The organism is Pseudomonas sp. TH08, from assembly GCF_016651275.1.
In the GTDB taxonomy this organism is placed as follows: domain Bacteria; phylum Pseudomonadota; class Gammaproteobacteria; order Pseudomonadales; family Pseudomonadaceae; genus Aquipseudomonas.
Window position 1 is genome coordinate 1,524,506 of sequence record NZ_JAEKEE010000001.1, and the last position, 15,376, is coordinate 1,539,881.

Here is a 15,376-nt window from a genome sequence, read left to right on the forward strand (position 1 = left end):
AGCTTCTTATTCCTTAACGAATATAAATCCTCTCCCTATACTCGATCAGGAACAGACATGCAGGAGAGCTCCCCCATGCGCAACGAATCAATTCGCTACCTGATTGTGCCGGGCTGGCAAGGATCGCCAGAAGATCATTGGCAAAGCCACTGGCAGAACAGCCTGCCGAACAGCGCGCGGGTCGAGCAGGCCGATTGGCTGACGCCGCGCCGTGAGGATTGGGTCGCCGCGCTGGCCGAGGCAATTGCCGCCGACAGCACGCCGGTCATCCTCATCGCGCACAGCTTGGGCTGCATCACCGTTGCCCATTGGGCGGCCACTGCGCCCTTGCAGTACCTGCGTCAGGTACGCGGCGCCTTGCTGGTCGCACCCGCAGATGTCGAGCGTCCGGCGTGCGCGCCGGCACTGCGCAATTTCGCGCCGATTCCGACTGATTTATTACCGTTTCCGAGCCAGGTGGTCAGCTCCGACAACGACGCCGCCGTCAGTGCGCCGCGAGCCTTGGAGCTGGCGCGTAACTGGGGCGCCGAGGCGGGGATTCTCGCCGGTGCCGGACACATCAACGTGAAGTCCGGGCATCAGCGTTGGGAGCAGGGTTTTGCCTATCTCTATCGCCTGCAAAACCGTATGGAACACCACGCCCGCCGCCGCGCCTGATTTGTTTTTTCTTTGATCGCCCCCGTCTCCCGGCGGTTTTGGGCGGGAGTCTGCCATGAGTTTTGAAACTTTCGGTCAGCCGTTGCTGACCTTTCCCGATGCGGAAAAAAGCCCTCTGAGCATTCGCGCCAAGGCGCTGGTGTTTGTCGACCCGCGTTCACGGCAGTTGCGTGAAGAACTGGAGCAATTGGCCCCGCGCTCGATCTCGGTATTGATCCGTGGCGAGACCGGCACCGGTAAAGAATTGCTCGCCCGCCATATCCATCGCGCCAGTGATCGCAGCGGTCTTTTCGTCTCGGTCAATTGCGGCGCGATCAGCCCGACCTACGCCGATGCCGAACTGTTTGGCTACGCCGCCGGCACGTTCAGCGGCTCGGCCAGCAGTCGCGCGGGGTGGTTCGGTTCGGCTAACGGCGGCACCCTGTACCTGGATGAAATCGGCGATTTGCCGTTGCCGATTCAGATCAAATTGCTCGCCGCTCTGGAAAATCATGAAGTCACTCGCGTGGGGGCGCATCAGCCGAGCCCGGTGGATGTGCGCCTGGTCGCGGCCACCAGCATCGATCTGGCACAAGCGGTGGACGCCGGGAAATTCCATGAGCGGCTTTATCACTATCTCAGCGAAGGGCATCTCGAGTTGCCGGCGTTGCGCGCGCGTACCGGCGATATCCTGTCGCTGGCCGAGTATTTCCTCGGCATCTATAGCCAGCGTCTTGATCTGCCGGTGCCGCTCATCAGCGAGGCGGCGCAGCATGTACTTGAGCAGCACAGCTGGCCGGGCAACACTCGCGAGCTGGAAAACGTCATTCACTTTGCCTTACTGGTGAGCACCGGAGACGAGATTTTGCCGGAGCATCTAAACCTTCCCGATGCGTCTGGGCCGCAGGTTCAGATCGAAAGGCTGGTCAGGCAAACCAACATCGGCGGTAGCGTCGATGAGCGTAAAGCGTTGAAAGAGCTGCTGATTAACCTGAGTCAGGCGCTTTGAGCCATTTTGTCCTGTATGAACAAAATGGAATATCAACGTGAATAAACGTTATTGTCCTGGAATAAAAAATCCCGGTATTGTCCGACCCACGCCAGCGATATCACTTCACTGGCACACGTATTAATGCCGTCGTCGATGACGACCGTGATTTTCGATAAGGACACTGCATGAAAAAGGTTCTGTTGTTTACCGCATTGGCGGCTGCTCTGACTGCTTCCCTGGCCAACGCTGGCGAGAAACTGGTGGTTGCCGCGACCCCGGTTCCGCATGCTGAAATCCTTGAGCTGATCAAACCGACCCTCGCCAAAGAAGGCGTGGATCTGGAAATCAAAGTCTTCACCGACTACGTTCAGCCGAACGTACAGGTGGGCGAGAAGCGCCTGGACGCCAACTACTTCCAGACCGAACCGTACCTGAACAGCTTCAACGCCGGTAAGTACAAGGACGACAAAGCCAAGTATCTGGTGACCGTGCAAGGCGTGCACATTGAACCGTTCGGCGGCTATTCGAGCAAATACAAAACCCTGGCTGAACTGCCGGACGGCGCAACCATCGCCATCCCGAACGAAGGCAGCAACAGCGGCCGTGCCCTGATCCTGCTGCAGAAGGCTGGCCTGATCGAACTGAAAGATCCGAAAAACGCTCTGGCGACCCCGAAAGACATCGCCAAGAACCCGCACAACTTCAAGTTCAAGGAACTCGAATCGGCGCTGCTGCCGCGCGTTCTCAAGGAAGTTGATCTGGACATGATCAACACCAACTACGCGCTGGAAGCCAAACTGAATCCGACCAAGGATGCGCTGGTGATCGAAGGTGCTGATTCGCCTTACGTGAACTTCCTCGTTGCCCGTGAGGACAACAAGAACAGCGACGCTATCCAGAAACTGGCCAAAGCCCTGACCAGCCCGGAAGTCAAAGCGTTCATCGAGAAGAAATACAACGGCGCGGTACTGCCGGCGTTCTGATCTGACCCCGCTTCACACCCCTTCAAGGTATGAAAACGCCGATGGCCAGTGATGGTCATCGGCGTTTTTGTGTACACGGTTCGGCTGTTCAGAAGCATTGTGGCGAGGGGATTTATCCCCGATCGGCTGCACAGCAGTCGTAAAACCAGTCCACACGGTTCATCTGTCATCCGATATTTGGGGCCGCTTCGCAGCCCATCGGGGATAAATCCCTCGCCACAAAAGCAAAAGCCAGAAGCAAAGATCGCAGCCTTCGGCAGATCCTACAGTGACCATATTCCCCTGTAGGAGCTGCCGAAGGCTGCGATCTTTGATCTTGATGCGGGTAGCTCAGGCCACCTGAGCCTTCAACGCCCGCCTCAACGCTACGAGCAATTTCACAATGTCCTGCGGATCCAGTCGCTGCGGCACTTTTACGTCCATTTTGTTCTTCCTTGTCATGGTTCGGCCGGGGGAGTCTGGCCAAAAGCTGTTCGTCCTTGGAGGGTCTGGATGAAAAAAAGATCCTTCCTACAGCGCAAAGGAAAATAGCCTTCTTCTTCCTTCCCGGCAAACCCGCAGGATAGTTTTTTGGGTGATATCAATATGCTTTAACGGTATTTAAATTCTTGTTTTTATACCTATAAAGTCGCTGCTTGCCGGACAGCCATCCGCTGTCCATGGACTGCACCACCGTCGTTTACCGAGCGACGTCAGGACGCTGCATGACCTTCGATTACGCTTTTATTCTCAGCACTCTGCCGGCGTTTCTCAAAGCCGTGGGCGTGACGCTGCAGGTTGGATTCATCGCCATTGGCACTTCGCTGCTGGTGGCATTGCTCAATGCGACGATTCTGGTGTTCCGCACGCCTTACCTGCAAAAAATGGTCGGCTTGTACGTGGAGCTGGCGCGTAATACGCCGCTGCTGATCCAGCTGTTCTTCGTCTATTTCGCCTTACCGGCAGTGGGGATTCAGGTCTCCGGCTTCACTGCCGCAATCATCACCATGACCTTCCTCGGCGGCGCTTACCTCACCGAAGTGCTGCGTGCCGGCGTCGATGCGGTGCCGCAGGCGCAACTGGAGTCGGGGCGTTCCATCGGCCTGTCTCACGGCCAGTTGCTGCGCTACGTGATCCTCCCGCAAGCGGGGATCCTCAGCCTGCCATCGCTGTTTGCCAATTTCATTTTCCTGCTCAAGGAAACCACTGTGGTCTCGGCGGTCGCAGTGCCGGAAATCCTCTACACGACCAAAAGCTACATCGCGCTCTACTACAAAACCTACGAAATGCTCGCCGTACTGACGCTGATCTGCGTGCTGTTGTTCTTGCCGCTGTCGCTGCTGCTCAGTCGTCTGGAAAGGAGGCTCCAGCATGGCCAGTTCGGGTCTTGAATTACTCTGGGTGTCGTTGCCGCAATTGGTCAAAGGTGCCGGGCAGACCTTGTCGATCTCGTTCCTGAGCATTGCCATCAGCACCGTCGGTGGCGTGCTCTACGGTGTATTGCGCACGCTCAACGTGACATGGCTGAACGCGATTTTGCGGGTGTATCTGGAGCTGTTCCGGGCAATTCCGGTGCTGGTCTGGCTGTACCTGCTGTTTTTCGGCCTGCCGATTTTCTTCGGCCTGAGCATTCCGAGTTTCTGGTGCGCGGTGCTGGTGTTGTCGTTGTGGGGTGCCAGCGAGGTCGGTGAAGTGGCGCGCGGTGCGCTGCATTCGTTGCCGCGCGGCCAGCGTGAGGCGGGTCTGTCGATTGGTCTGAACGCCGTGCAACTCTACGGCTACGTGCTGCTGCCGCAAGCGCTGAAGCGCATGACCCCGCCGACCATCAACGTCTACACGCGGATCATCAAGACCAGCTCGCTGGCGGTGCTGATCGGCGTGGTCGATGTGATCAAGGTCGGCCAGCAGATCATCGAACGCACCTACGAATCGGTGTTGATCTACGGTGTGCTGTTTCTGTTTTTCTTTTTCATCTGCTACCCGCTGTCGGCCGCCTCGCGCGTGCTGGAGCGGCGCTGGACGCAAGCATGAGCGCATTGATCGAGTTTCACGGCTTCAACAAATTCTACGGCGAGCAGCAGGTGCTCAATGGCGTCGACCTGACGGTGAAGTCCGGCGAAGTGATCGTCATCCTCGGCCCCAGCGGTTGCGGCAAAAGCACGTTGCTGCGTTGCCTCAACGGCCTCGAAGAAGCCCAAAGCGGCAGCTTGAAATTTGCCGGGCGCGAACTATTGAACAAGGCCACCGACTGGCGCGACATCCGCCAGCAGATCGGCATGGTGTTCCAGAGCTATCACCTGTTCCCGCACATGAGTGTGCTCGACAATTTGCTGCTTGGCCCGCTCAAGGTGCAGAAGCGCCAGCGTCGTGAGGCCCAGCAGCAAGCCGAAGCGTTGCTCGAACGCGTCGGTCTGGCGGACAAGCGTGATGCCTTCCCTCGGCAGCTCTCCGGTGGCCAACAGCAACGCATCGCCATCGTCCGTTCGTTGTGCATGAACCCGCGCGTGATGCTCTTCGACGAAGTGACCGCCGCCCTCGACCCGGAAATGGTCAAGGAAGTTTTGCAGGTTATTCAGGGCCTGGCCCGCGAGGGCATGACCCTGCTGATCGTCACCCACGAAATGGCCTTCGCCCGCGCGGTGGCCGATCGCATTGTGTTCATGGACGCCGGGCGCATCCTTGAACAGAACCCGCCCGAGATTTTCTTTACGAACCCGCAAACCGCACGCGCGCAGCAGTTTCTGGAGAAGTTCTCCTTCGTTGCAACACTGCCCGAAACGAATCCAAAAAAGGAACTGGAACTGCTATGAAAACTGCCAAATCAAGTCTGTTTTTACTGCCGCTGCTCGGCCTCGCACTGCTGGCCGGTTGCAACAAATCCGAAGAACCGGCCAAGCCGAAAGTCGCCAGCGAAAGCACTGCACCAGCCGGTTACCTGGACAAGATCAAGGCCCGCGACAAACTGATCGTCGGTGTCTTCACCGATAAGCCGCCATTTGGTTTTGTTGACGAGGCCGGGCGCTACGTGGGTTTCGATACTGACATCGGCCGGCGTTTCGCCAAGGATCTGCTCGGCGACGAGAACAAAGTCGAATTCGTTGCGGTGGAACCGGCGAGCCGCATTCCGTTTCTGCAAAGCGACAAGGTCGATCTGATCCTCGCCAACATGACCGTGACCCCGGAGCGCAAGGAAGCGGTTGAGTTCACCAACCCGAATCTGAAAGTCGCGGTACAGGCACTGGTGCCGCAGAACAGCGCGGTGAAAAACCTTGATGATCTGGCGACCCGCACCACCATCGTTACCACCGGCACCACTGCCGATATCTGGCTGACCAAGAATCACCCGGACTGGAAACTGCTCAAGTTCGAGAAAAACTCCGAGTCGCTGCAAGCCTTGGCCAACGGCCGTGGCGATGCTTATGCACAGGACAATCTGGTGCTGTTCAGCTGGGCCAAGCAGAACCCGGGCTATCGTGTGCTGGATGAAAAGCTTGGGGCCGAAGCGCCGATTGCGCCGGCGGTGAAGAAGGGCAACGTCGAGCTGCGTGACTGGGTAAATACCGAGTTGGCCAAGCTGGGTGAAGAGAAGTACCTGCTCAAGCTGTACGACCAATATGTGCGTAAGGAACTGAGCGATGACACCCAGCCTGAGAGCGTGATTGTTGAGGGTGGCAAGTGGCAGGGGTGATCCCTTGATTCAGAGGTGACTCTGAAATTGCCTTCGCGAGCAGGCTCGCTCCCACAGTTGTACGCGATCTAATGTGGGAGCGAGCCTGCTCGCGAATTCTTGAAGCACCGCTCAATCCGGCCAATGCCACGCCGGCTCATCCAGCACTCGCTGCCCGACAATCCCGGTTTGCCCAAGCGTTTTTTCCAGGACGATGCAATTGCATTCGGAGTCTTCCTGTAACGCCGAAATCAGTCGCCGCGCATGCGACACCACCCACACCTGACACTGCTCCGATGCACGAATAATCAAGCGCGCCAACGCCGGCAGCAAATCCGGGTGCAGGCTGGTTTCCGGCTCGTTCAGCACCATCAGGGACGGTGGTCGTGGCGTCAGCAGTGCTGCGATCAGCAACAGATAGCGCAATGTCCCGTCCGACAGTTCTGCCGCCGATAACGGGCGCAACAAGCCTTCCTGATAAAACTCGATGGCAAAACGTCCGCCAGACTGAGGCTCGATACGCAGCCGAGCGCCGGGGAACGCATCGCTGATCGCTGTCTGCAATGCTTCGGGATCGCCGATCTCGATGATCGTCTGCAACGCCGCCGCCAGATCGCGGCCATCGTGATGCAACACCGGCGTACGCGTGCCCAGTTGTGGTTGCCGCGCTGGTGCCTCGGCGTCGCTGCGAAAGTGGTCATAGAAGCGCCAGCGGCGAATGAATTCGCGCATCTGGAACACTTCGGGGGAGCTGCGCAGGCTGCCGACCTGGTCGAACAGGCTGTCGAAATTTGGCGTGTGTTGAGCCAGTACGTCCCATTTACGACCTTCGCGAGCGCGGATCATCGGCCCGTTTCGATCCACCAACAGGCTGGCCGGACGGTAGTGCGGCCCTGCCCAGATGCATTCGCGCTTGATCTGCGGGTCGAGGCTGAAGCGCGAAGGGATTGGCCGTGAATGCTCAGGCAGCATGAAATGTCCGTTGGAATCGGGCAGGCCGAGGCTGATCGAGTAGCTGAAATCCTCCCCGGCAAACCCCAGGCGCAAACGCTTCACGCCTTGACGCACGCTCGGCTCGATCGCCACTTCGCCGGTGCGCATGCGCCGGCTGATGGTTTCCGGGCCGGCCCAGAACGTCGAATCCAGCCCGCCCTCACGGGCCAGCGCATTGACCACGCCGCCCTGCGCGGTCTCGGCCAACAGGCGCAAGGCGCGGTAGAGGTTGGACTTGCCACTGCCGTTGGGGCCGGTGATCAGGTTCAGACGGCCCAGCGGAATCACCAATTTATTGATCGAGCGGTAATTGGCCACCGCGAGGGTCTTGAGCATGAAATTCCTTCTCTTGAGGCGACCATTGTAGGAGCTGCCGCAGGCTGCGATCTTTTGATCTTGAGCTTTAAAAGCAAAGATCGCAGCCTGCGGCAGCTCCTACAGGGGAAATGTGCTGATTCGCGTGAGCGAACGTTGAACCCTGTTCTAAGCTCACAGTCGTATCGTCACTTGCACGTTCGTACACAGGAAGGAGTCTGCATGGCGAGTCCCGGATTGAAAACAGCGGTCATGCTGAGCCTGTTCACTTTGCTCGCCGCGTGTGGGGAGAAAAAAGCCCCGCAGGAATACCTGCCGCGCGTCTTCGTGCAAGAGGTCAAACCCGCGGAATACGCGGCTGCCGTGACCCTCACCGGCGATGTGCAGGCGCGTGTGGAGACTGAATTGTCGTTCCGCGTCGGCGGCAAGATCATCCAGCGCATGGTCGATGTCGGTGACCGCGTGACCGCCAAACAAGTGCTGGCCAAACTCGATCCCAAGGATTTGCAGACTAACGTCGACTCGGCTCAGGCCCAAGTGGTCGCCGAACAGGCACGGGTCAAGCAGACTGCTGCGGCGTTCGTGCGCCAGCAAAAACTGTTGCCCAAGGGTTATACCAGCCAGAGCGAATACGATTCCGCACAAGCGGCGTTGCGCAGTAGCCAAAGCGCATTGAGCGCGGCCCAGGCGCAACTGGCCAATGCCAAGGATCAACTCAGCTACACCTCGTTGATTGCCGACGCGCCCGGGATCATCACCGAGCGTCAGGCCGAGGTCGGCCAAGTGGTACAGGCCACGGCGCCTATTTACAAACTGGCCCGAGACGGCGACCGCGATGCGGTATTCAACGTCTATGAGTCGTTGCTGGCCGAACGTCCTTCGGATAACAGGATCACCGTTAGCCTGCTCGACAATCCCGAGATCAAAACCACCGGTACTGTGCGCGAAATCACCCCGGCGGTGTCAGCGCAGTCCGGCACCGTACAAGTCAAAGTGACCCTCGATAAATTGCCGCCGGGCATGCAGCTCGGATCGGTGGTCAGTGCCACGGCCAAGGGCTCGGGCAAATCGGCGGTTGAGTTGCCGTGGTCGGCGTTGACCAAAAACATCAGCGACCCGGCGGTGTGGATGGTTGACGATAAAGGTGAAGCGCAGTTGCACACGGTCACGGTTGGGCGTTACCTGACCGGCAAAGTCATCATCAGCGAAGGCCTCAAGGGTGGCGAGAAAGTCATCGTCGCCGGTGGGCAATTGCTGCATCCGGGGATGAAAGTCGAGATCGCCGAAAACACCTACAAGGATCTGCAACCGGGAGCACAGCCATGAAGTCTCTGTGGCTGTTACCCATTGCTTTGTTGTTGGTCGCGTGCTCCAAGAAGGAACCACCGCCTGAGCCGGTACGTCCGGTGCTGTCGGTTAAGGTCGAGGCCTTGAGCGAAGAAAATCTCGGGCGCTTTGCCGGCAGTATTCAGGCGCGCTACGAGAGCAACACCGGTTTCCGCGTCGGTGGCCGCATCGCCAGCCGTAATGTCGATGTCGGTGCTGAAGTGGAGAAGGGCACGTTGCTCGCCACCCTCGACCCGTCTGATCAGCAGAACCAGTTGCGTTCGGCCCAGGGCGATCTGGCGAAAGTCCAGGCCCAACTGATCAACGCGCAAGCCAATGCGCGCCGCCAGCAAGCGCTGTTTGATCGCGGTGTCGGAGCGCAGGCGCAGCTGGACATTGCCACGACTGATCTGAAAACCACGCAAGCCTCGCTCGATCAGGCGCGTGCGGCGGTCAATCAAAGCAAGGATCAACTCGGCTACACCGAATTGCGCTCCGACCACCGCGCCGTGGTCACTGCCTGGAACGCCGAGGCCGGGCAGGTAGTGACTGCCGGCCAGCAAGTGGTAACGCTGGCGCAACCGGACATCAAGGAAGCGGTGATCGACCTGCCGGACACGCTGGTCGACCAGATTCCCAGCGACGTGGTGTTCCTGGTCGCGGCGCAACTTGATCCGAGCATCAAGACCACCGCGACCATTCGCGAAATCGAACCGCAGGCGCAAAGCGCTACTCGCACGCGACGGGCGCGCCTGACGCTGGCAGACACACCCGACGGCTTCCGCCTCGGCACGGCGATCAGTGTGACCCTCAGTTCTGCGATCAAACCGCGTATCGAATTGCCCGCAACGGCGCTGCAAGAGGTCGACGGCAAATCGCGTATATGGGTGATCGACACGCAAAACAAGACCGTCAGCCCTCGCGACGTCACGGTCATCAGCCGTACCAACAGCAGCGTGGTGCTTGCCGGCGGCGTGAAGAACGGCGAGCGAGTGGTCAGCGCCGGCGTCAACAGTCTAAAACCCGGACAATCCGTGAAACTTGACGAGGACAGTCAATGAAAGGCTCTTTCAACCTCTCCGAATGGGCCCTCAAGCATCAGTCTTTCGTCTGGTATCTGATGTTCGTCGGATTGCTCATGGGGGTGTTCTCATACTTCAATCTGGGGCGTGAAGAAGACCCTTCGTTCACCATCAAGACCATGGTTATCCAGACCAAATGGCCGGGCGCGACGCAAGAAGAAACCCTCAAGCAAGTCACCGACCGCATCGAGAAAAAACTCGAAGAGCTGGACTCCCTCGACTACGTGAAAAGCTATACGCGCCCCGGCGAATCGACGGTGTACGTGTACCTGCGCGACACCACCAGTGCCAAGGACATTCCGGAAATCTGGTACCAGGTGCGCAAGAAGATCGACGACATTCGCGGGCAGTTTCCCCAAGGTATTCAGGGGCCGGGATTCAACGATGAATTTGGTGATGTTTACGGCTCGGTTTATGCGTTTACCGCCGACGGTCTGACCATGCGCCAGCTGCGCGATTACGTCGAGCAGGCGCGCGCAGAGATCCGCAATGTGCCAGGGCTGGGCAAGATCGAGATGGTCGGTCAGCAGGACGAAGTGATTTACCTGAACTTCTCCACGCGCAAACTCGCAGCGCTGGGGATCGATCAGCGTCAGGTGGTGCAGAGCCTGCAATCGCAAAACGCCGTGACCCCGGCAGGTGTCATCGAGGCCGGCCCCGAGCGGATCTCCGTGCGCACCTCGGGCCAGTTTGCCTCCGAGAAGGACCTGGCCGAGGTCAATCTCAAGCTCAATGATCGTTTCTATCGTCTGGCCGACATCGCTGACATCAGCCGTGGTTACGTCGATCCGGCCACCCCCGAGTTCCGCTTCGACGGCAAACCGGCTATAGGCCTGGCGATTGCCATGCAGAAGGGCGGCAACGTGCAGGAGTTCGGCAAGGCACTGCACGCACGCATCGACCAATTGACCGCTGACCTGCCCGTGGGCGTCGGCGTGCACACAGTGTCCGATCAGGCGGTGGTGGTGGAGGAGGCCGTCGGCGGCTTCACCAGCGCGTTGTTCGAAGCGGTGATCATCGTGCTGGTGGTGAGCTTTATCAGCCTCGGCGTGCGCGCCGGCCTGGTGGTAGCGTGCTCGATTCCGCTGGTGCTGGCGATGGTGTTTGTGTTCATGGAATACAGCGGCATCACCATGCAGCGGATTTCCCTCGGTGCCTTGATCATCGCCCTCGGCCTGCTGGTGGACGATGCGATGATCACCGTGGAAATGATGGTCACGCGTCTGGAAATGGGCGAGACCAAGGAACAGGCAGCGACGTTCGCCTACACCTCGACGGCGTTCCCGATGCTCACCGGGACGCTGGTGACCGTGGCCGGTTTCGTGCCGATCGGCCTCAACGCCAGCTCTGCGGGTGAGTACACCTTCACCTTGTTTGCGGTGATCGCGGTGGCGATGCTGGTGTCGTGGATCGTCGCCGTACTGTTTGCGCCGGTGATCGGCGTGCACATCCTCAGCACCAATGTGAAACCGCACAAGGCCGAGCCTGGGCGCATTGGGCGGGCCTTCAACCATGGTTTGTTGTGGTCGATGCGCAACCGTTGGTGGGCCATCGGCATCACGATTCTGTGCTTCGTGCTGGCGGTGTTCTGCATGCGCTTTGTGCAGAACCAGTTCTTTCCGTCATCCGATCGGCCGGAAATTCTGGTCGACCTGAATCTGCCGCAAAACGCCTCGATCAACGAAACCCGTAAAGCCGTCGACAAACTGGAAGAAACCCTCAAGGGTGATCCGGATATCGTGCGCTGGAGCACCTACATCGGTCAGGGCGCGATCCGTTTCTACCTGCCGCTCGACCAGCAATTGCAGAACCCGTACTACGCGCAACTGGTGATCGTCAGCAAAAATTTCGAATCGCGCGAGGCTTTGAGTCAACGCCTGCGTGAGCGCTTGCGCAAAGACTTCGTCGGCATTGGCAGCTACGTGCAGGCGCTGGAAATGGGCCCGCCGGTCGGGCGGCCGATCCAGTACCGGATCAGCGGCAAGGACATCGATCAGGTGCGCAAGCACGCGATCGACCTGGCCACCGAACTGGACAAGAACTCGCACATCGGCGAGATCATTTACGACTGGAACGAGCCGGGTAAAGTCCTGCGTATCGATATCGCACAAGACAAGGCGCGCCAACTCGGGCTGTCGTCAGAAGACGTGGCGAATCTGATGAACAGCATCGTCAGCGGCTCGCCTCTGACTCAGGTCGATGATGATATTTACCTGATCAACGTCGTCGGTCGCGCAGTCGATTCCGAACGCGGCACCCCGGAAACCCTGCAAAACCTACAGATCGTCACGCCGAGCGGCACCTCGATTCCACTGCTGGCGTTCGCCACGGTGCGGTATGAGTTGGAGCAGCCGTTGGTGTGGCGCCGCGACCGCTTGCCGACCATCACCATCAAGGCCTCGGTGCGCGACGAGATTCAGCCCACCGATCTGGTGAAACTGCTGAAACCGTCCATTGACGCCTTCGCCGAAAAACTGCCGGTCGGCTACAAAGTCGCCACTGGCGGTACGGTCGAGGAAAGCGGCAAGGCCCAGGGGCCGATTGCCAAAGTGCTGCCGTTGATGCTGTTTTTGATGGCGACCTTCCTGATGATCCAGCTGCACAGCGTGCAGAAGATGTTCCTGGTGGCGAGTGTTGCGCCGCTGGGGCTGATCGGCGTGGTGCTGGCGCTGGTGCCGACCGGTACGCCCATGGGTTTCGTGGCGATTCTCGGGATCCTGGCGCTGATCGGCATCATCATCCGTAACTCGGTGATTCTGGTGACGCAGATCGATGAATACGAGAAGAAGGGCTATGAACCGTGGGATGCGGTGGTGGAAGCGACCGAGCACCGGCGTCGGCCGATCCTGCTGACCGCGGCGGCGGCGAGCATGGGCATGATTCCGATTGCCCGGGAGGTGTTCTGGGGGCCGATGGCTTACGCGATGATCGGCGGGATCGTTGTCGCGACATTGCTGACGCTGCTGTTTTTGCCGGCGTTGTATGTGGCCTGGTACAAGATTCGCGAGCCGAAGAAGGATGCTGCCTGATACAAAAGCAAAAGATCGCAGCCTGCGGCAGCGCCTGCATGGGAACGCATTCCCCTGTAGGAGCTGCCGCAGGCTGCGATCAGTTGATCTTTAAGCAGCCCGTCGCCAGACGCTGGCCAGCCACGGCTGTTGCTCACGCGGCAGCCCTGCCGGGCGGAAGTAGTGCTCCAGCTCGACAAACCCGGCCGTCGTCAACAATCCGCGCCAGGCTTCGAGGTCGTGATACGCGCCATAACGCCGCCCGTTCCAGCCCTCGCGGTTATCCCCGCGAGGATTGGAGCTGAACAGAACGCCGCCAGGTTTCAACGTGCCGTGCAACTGTTGCAGCACCCGCGGCAATTCCTGCAGCGGCACATGAAACAGCACCGCGTTGGCAAAAATTCCGTCGAAGCGTTCTGCCGGCAGATCAAGCTTTAGAAAATCCTGCTGCAAGACTTCGCAGCCACTGTCCTCGCGGGCCATTCGCGCAAACTCTTGTGAGCCGTCGAGGCCGACCGCGATATGACCCATGCGCGTGAATGTCTGCAAATCGCGCCCCGGGCCACAGCCGAAATCGAGAATCGTGAACGGCGCCTCTCCCTGAAGGTGCCGCAACAACGCATCGATGTTCTGGCTGACATCGTGATCGCGAGTACCTTCACGAAAGTCTTCGGCCACCGCGTTGTAATTGCCCAACGTGGTGGCGGTGATCTGTGCGAGGTCGCTGGGTGTCTGCTTCATGACGGTGGCTGCGTGGCAAAAAGGAGGTGGGGCTGACTATAAGCGCTTTTGCGCCGAAGAGGATCGCAGCCTGCGACAGCTCTTGCAGGGACAGCATAAAAATCCAGCGTTTGTGCAATACATATGTACCGCACCTGGCGGTTCGCAATCGGATGCAATGACGCCTGCGCGATAGACGACTATCGCGATGTCTGCCCTGTTTTTTTCTTCGGGGGATTCACTCAAAAAAGGATTTTCATGAGAACTGTCAGCAAACCCGGTTCCACTTCGCCGTCCAACCGCAATACGCTGGATGCCACACCCACCCGTAAAAGATCCGGCCATACGCCGTCTGACGACGGGACGCCGTTGAAGGTTTTTCGTCCTGACGAAGTTTCAGAGGGTGGGGCGCCCGCTCAGCCTGTTGAACCGTCATCCCCGGCAATCACGACGACCGCGTTGCAATCGGCTCAGATCTTGCCCATGCAGCCAGTGACCGGATCACTGGCGCGCTACAGCTTGAGAGCGCCGGCCAAACTGCCCGCAGCCAATGCTCTGGGCCTGAGGGTGTTCAAGAACCGAAACTATGTCGATATCGCGCCCGGCGAGATCGTTCTGGTTCGGGAAACCGGCATGGCCGGTGAATATCGGGCGGCGCTGGTATCTGAATTGGCGGCTTTGGGGCCGGTGCTGTTTTACCACCCGCGAAGCAAGACCTGGGCGCTCGAACGGCCGCAGCCTCTGCCCGAGCCCGGCAAAGTCATTGATATCGACATTGATCAGCTCATTCGCAAGGTCAGAAAAGAGCATGTCCAGAAGCACCAGGTGCATACCGGTAACGATGATTCGTTTGAGTACTCGGCGGCACAGGAGGGCACGCTGGTCGCGCGCGGGTTGAAGCAGTTTCCGCCGGAACAGGCGGCGATCATTCGCTCGGAGCTGCAAGCGGTCGAAAACATTTTCGCTGATACGGGACATGCCATTGGCCAGAAGTACAAAGACGCCGACGCGGTTTACCAAAGCTTCTTTGGCGCTGATCACCACGCTGTTACGCAGCGATTCGCCGATTCAGTCGCGCGAGGCCAGGCCCTGTCCAGAGAGTATCAAGGGAACTGGGGAGGCGAGAAATTCCTCGGGATTGATGCAGACAGCAACAGCGCGGCCTGGATGTACAAAAAGATTTTCACGGCCGCTTCTTCATCAATCGCAAGTACATGCAGCGCGGGGTTTTGAGCGTTTCACTGGGCCATGAAATGTTGCACACCAACAGAATTGACCGGTTCCAGACCATCGGGCCGAACGCGGCGGATTATTTCTATCTGGACAGTCGACTGGGCCGCTTGCTGGATTGGGATTCGCTGGCCGTTTACGACGTACCGGAGCGCGGTGTATCCGAAGCGATCATGCGCGGTGGTTTGACGGTCGAGTATTTGAACGCCTTTACCAATGACCACGATAACTTCCTCTTCGGTGTCAGCGATTACCTCGGAGTTGGCGATGATCTGGCGCTTCAGGCGGCGGTTGATCTGTTCAATGCAAACCCGTCACTGCGAGCGCACTTGGCTGTCAACAACGCTGACAGCCTCGTGTACGCGGCAAAAAGCATGCAGACGCTGCATCGAAGCAAAATTGAATATGCATGGCTCGACAGCCTGATTGAAGATTGAGGCGCACGC

The 15,376-nt window shown here is 58.9% G+C and carries 14 protein-coding genes; 12 read left to right on the forward strand and 2 right to left on the reverse strand.

The window, feature by feature from the left end; genetic code table 11:
- The first annotated feature begins 75 nt into the window (after nucleotides 1–75).
- The 7 genes from JFT91_RS07085 to JFT91_RS07115 all read left to right on the forward strand — a co-directional run bounded on the left by JFT91_RS07085 (nucleotide 76) and on the right by JFT91_RS07115 (nucleotide 6,277).
- On the forward strand, nucleotides 76–657 hold the full coding sequence (locus JFT91_RS07085) for an alpha/beta hydrolase (protein ID WP_095047070.1): 582 nt from the start codon (nucleotides 76–78) through the stop codon (nucleotides 655–657).
- 55 nt (nucleotides 658–712) lie between these two features.
- The gene (locus JFT91_RS07090) at nucleotides 713–1,645 is read left to right on the forward strand and encodes a sigma 54-interacting transcriptional regulator (protein WP_201229805.1); all 933 of its coding nucleotides are present in this window, start codon (nucleotides 713–715) and stop codon (nucleotides 1,643–1,645) included.
- Nucleotides 1,646–1,812: 167 nt separating this feature from the next.
- Entirely contained in the window at nucleotides 1,813–2,610 is a 798-nt protein-coding gene (locus JFT91_RS07095; RefSeq protein ID WP_201229807.1) for a MetQ/NlpA family ABC transporter substrate-binding protein, read from the forward strand.
- A gap of 704 nt (nucleotides 2,611–3,314) precedes the next feature.
- Complete coding sequence (locus JFT91_RS07100; RefSeq protein ID WP_201231925.1) at nucleotides 3,315–3,980, forward strand: amino acid ABC transporter permease; 666 nt, start codon at nucleotides 3,315–3,317, stop codon at nucleotides 3,978–3,980.
- Complete coding sequence (locus tag JFT91_RS07105) at nucleotides 3,961–4,620, forward strand: amino acid ABC transporter permease (RefSeq protein ID WP_201231926.1); 660 nt, start codon at nucleotides 3,961–3,963, stop codon at nucleotides 4,618–4,620. The genes JFT91_RS07100 and JFT91_RS07105 overlap by 20 nt, the downstream gene beginning before the upstream one ends.
- Nucleotides 4,617–5,399: an amino acid ABC transporter ATP-binding protein gene (locus JFT91_RS07110; RefSeq protein ID WP_201231927.1), complete on the forward strand. Its 783-nt coding sequence runs from the start codon at nucleotides 4,617–4,619 to the stop codon at nucleotides 5,397–5,399. Before JFT91_RS07105 ends, JFT91_RS07110 begins: the two co-directional genes overlap by 4 nt.
- Complete coding sequence (locus tag JFT91_RS07115) at nucleotides 5,396–6,277, forward strand: transporter substrate-binding domain-containing protein (RefSeq protein WP_201231928.1); 882 nt, start codon at nucleotides 5,396–5,398, stop codon at nucleotides 6,275–6,277. Before JFT91_RS07110 ends, JFT91_RS07115 begins: the two co-directional genes overlap by 4 nt.
- A gap of 111 nt (nucleotides 6,278–6,388) precedes the next feature.
- On the opposite strand, the gene JFT91_RS07120 is transcribed toward JFT91_RS07115, so the two are convergent.
- On the reverse strand, nucleotides 6,389–7,585 hold the full coding sequence (locus JFT91_RS07120) for an AAA family ATPase (RefSeq protein WP_201231929.1): 1,197 nt from the start codon (nucleotides 7,583–7,585) through the stop codon (nucleotides 6,389–6,391).
- Between the two features lie 201 nt (nucleotides 7,586–7,786).
- On the opposite strand from JFT91_RS07120, the gene JFT91_RS07125 reads away from it, so the two are divergent.
- The 3 genes from JFT91_RS07125 to JFT91_RS07135 are packed head-to-tail and all read left to right on the forward strand — an operon-like array spanning nucleotide 7,787 to nucleotide 13,001.
- Complete coding sequence (locus JFT91_RS07125) at nucleotides 7,787–8,890, forward strand: efflux RND transporter periplasmic adaptor subunit (protein ID WP_201229818.1); 1,104 nt, start codon at nucleotides 7,787–7,789, stop codon at nucleotides 8,888–8,890.
- Nucleotides 8,887–9,951 (forward strand): efflux RND transporter periplasmic adaptor subunit, encoded by a 1,065-nt coding sequence (locus JFT91_RS07130; RefSeq protein WP_201231931.1) that lies wholly within the window; start codon nucleotides 8,887–8,889, stop codon nucleotides 9,949–9,951. The genes JFT91_RS07125 and JFT91_RS07130 overlap by 4 nt, the downstream gene beginning before the upstream one ends.
- Nucleotides 9,948–13,001 (forward strand): efflux RND transporter permease subunit, encoded by a 3,054-nt coding sequence (locus JFT91_RS07135; protein ID WP_201231933.1) that lies wholly within the window; start codon nucleotides 9,948–9,950, stop codon nucleotides 12,999–13,001. The genes JFT91_RS07130 and JFT91_RS07135 overlap by 4 nt, the downstream gene beginning before the upstream one ends.
- A gap of 90 nt (nucleotides 13,002–13,091) precedes the next feature.
- Here JFT91_RS07135 and JFT91_RS07140 read toward each other — a convergent pair whose 3' ends face one another.
- Nucleotides 13,092–13,721: a class I SAM-dependent methyltransferase gene (locus JFT91_RS07140; RefSeq protein WP_201231934.1), complete on the reverse strand. Its 630-nt coding sequence runs from the start codon at nucleotides 13,719–13,721 to the stop codon at nucleotides 13,092–13,094.
- 237 nt (nucleotides 13,722–13,958) lie between these two features.
- Here JFT91_RS07140 and JFT91_RS29475 point away from each other — a divergent pair, with 237 nt between their 5' ends.
- A complete protein-coding gene (locus JFT91_RS29475) occupies nucleotides 13,959–14,933 on the forward strand; it encodes a hypothetical protein (RefSeq protein ID WP_242489223.1) in 975 nt (324 codons plus the stop codon).
- A 20-nt stretch (nucleotides 14,934–14,953) separates the two neighbouring features.
- Nucleotides 14,954–15,367 (forward strand): hypothetical protein, encoded by a 414-nt coding sequence (locus tag JFT91_RS29480; RefSeq protein ID WP_242489224.1) that lies wholly within the window; start codon nucleotides 14,954–14,956, stop codon nucleotides 15,365–15,367.
- The last annotated feature ends 9 nt before the right edge of the window (nucleotides 15,368–15,376 follow it).

What these genes read in the sequence shown, in the direction of transcription:
- JFT91_RS07100 (WP_201231925.1), top strand. Translation starts at nt 3,315, where the DNA reads ATGACCTTCGATTACGCTTTTATTCTCAGCACTCTGCCGGCGTTTCTC.
- JFT91_RS07085 (WP_095047070.1), top strand. Translation starts at nt 76, where the DNA reads ATGCGCAACGAATCAATTCGCTACCTGATTGTGCCGGGCTGGCAAGGA.
- JFT91_RS07095 (WP_201229807.1), top strand. Translation starts at nt 1,813, where the DNA reads ATGAAAAAGGTTCTGTTGTTTACCGCATTGGCGGCTGCTCTGACTGCT.
- JFT91_RS07090 (WP_201229805.1), top strand. Translation starts at nt 713, where the DNA reads ATGAGTTTTGAAACTTTCGGTCAGCCGTTGCTGACCTTTCCCGATGCG.
- JFT91_RS29480 (WP_242489224.1), top strand. Translation starts at nt 14,954, where the DNA reads ATGTTGCACACCAACAGAATTGACCGGTTCCAGACCATCGGGCCGAAC.
- JFT91_RS07105 (WP_201231926.1), top strand. Translation starts at nt 3,961, where the DNA reads ATGGCCAGTTCGGGTCTTGAATTACTCTGGGTGTCGTTGCCGCAATTG.
- JFT91_RS07130 (WP_201231931.1), top strand. Translation starts at nt 8,887, where the DNA reads ATGAAGTCTCTGTGGCTGTTACCCATTGCTTTGTTGTTGGTCGCGTGC.
- JFT91_RS07125 (WP_201229818.1), top strand. Translation starts at nt 7,787, where the DNA reads ATGGCGAGTCCCGGATTGAAAACAGCGGTCATGCTGAGCCTGTTCACT.
- JFT91_RS07135 (WP_201231933.1), top strand. Translation starts at nt 9,948, where the DNA reads ATGAAAGGCTCTTTCAACCTCTCCGAATGGGCCCTCAAGCATCAGTCT.
- JFT91_RS07140 (WP_201231934.1), bottom strand. Translation starts at nt 13,721, where the DNA reads ATGAAGCAGACACCCAGCGACCTCGCACAGATCACCGCCACCACGTTG.
- JFT91_RS07110 (WP_201231927.1), top strand. Translation starts at nt 4,617, where the DNA reads ATGAGCGCATTGATCGAGTTTCACGGCTTCAACAAATTCTACGGCGAG.
- JFT91_RS07120 (WP_201231929.1), bottom strand. Translation starts at nt 7,585, where the DNA reads ATGCTCAAGACCCTCGCGGTGGCCAATTACCGCTCGATCAATAAATTG.
- JFT91_RS29475 (WP_242489223.1), top strand. Translation starts at nt 13,959, where the DNA reads ATGAGAACTGTCAGCAAACCCGGTTCCACTTCGCCGTCCAACCGCAAT.
- JFT91_RS07115 (WP_201231928.1), top strand. Translation starts at nt 5,396, where the DNA reads ATGAAAACTGCCAAATCAAGTCTGTTTTTACTGCCGCTGCTCGGCCTC.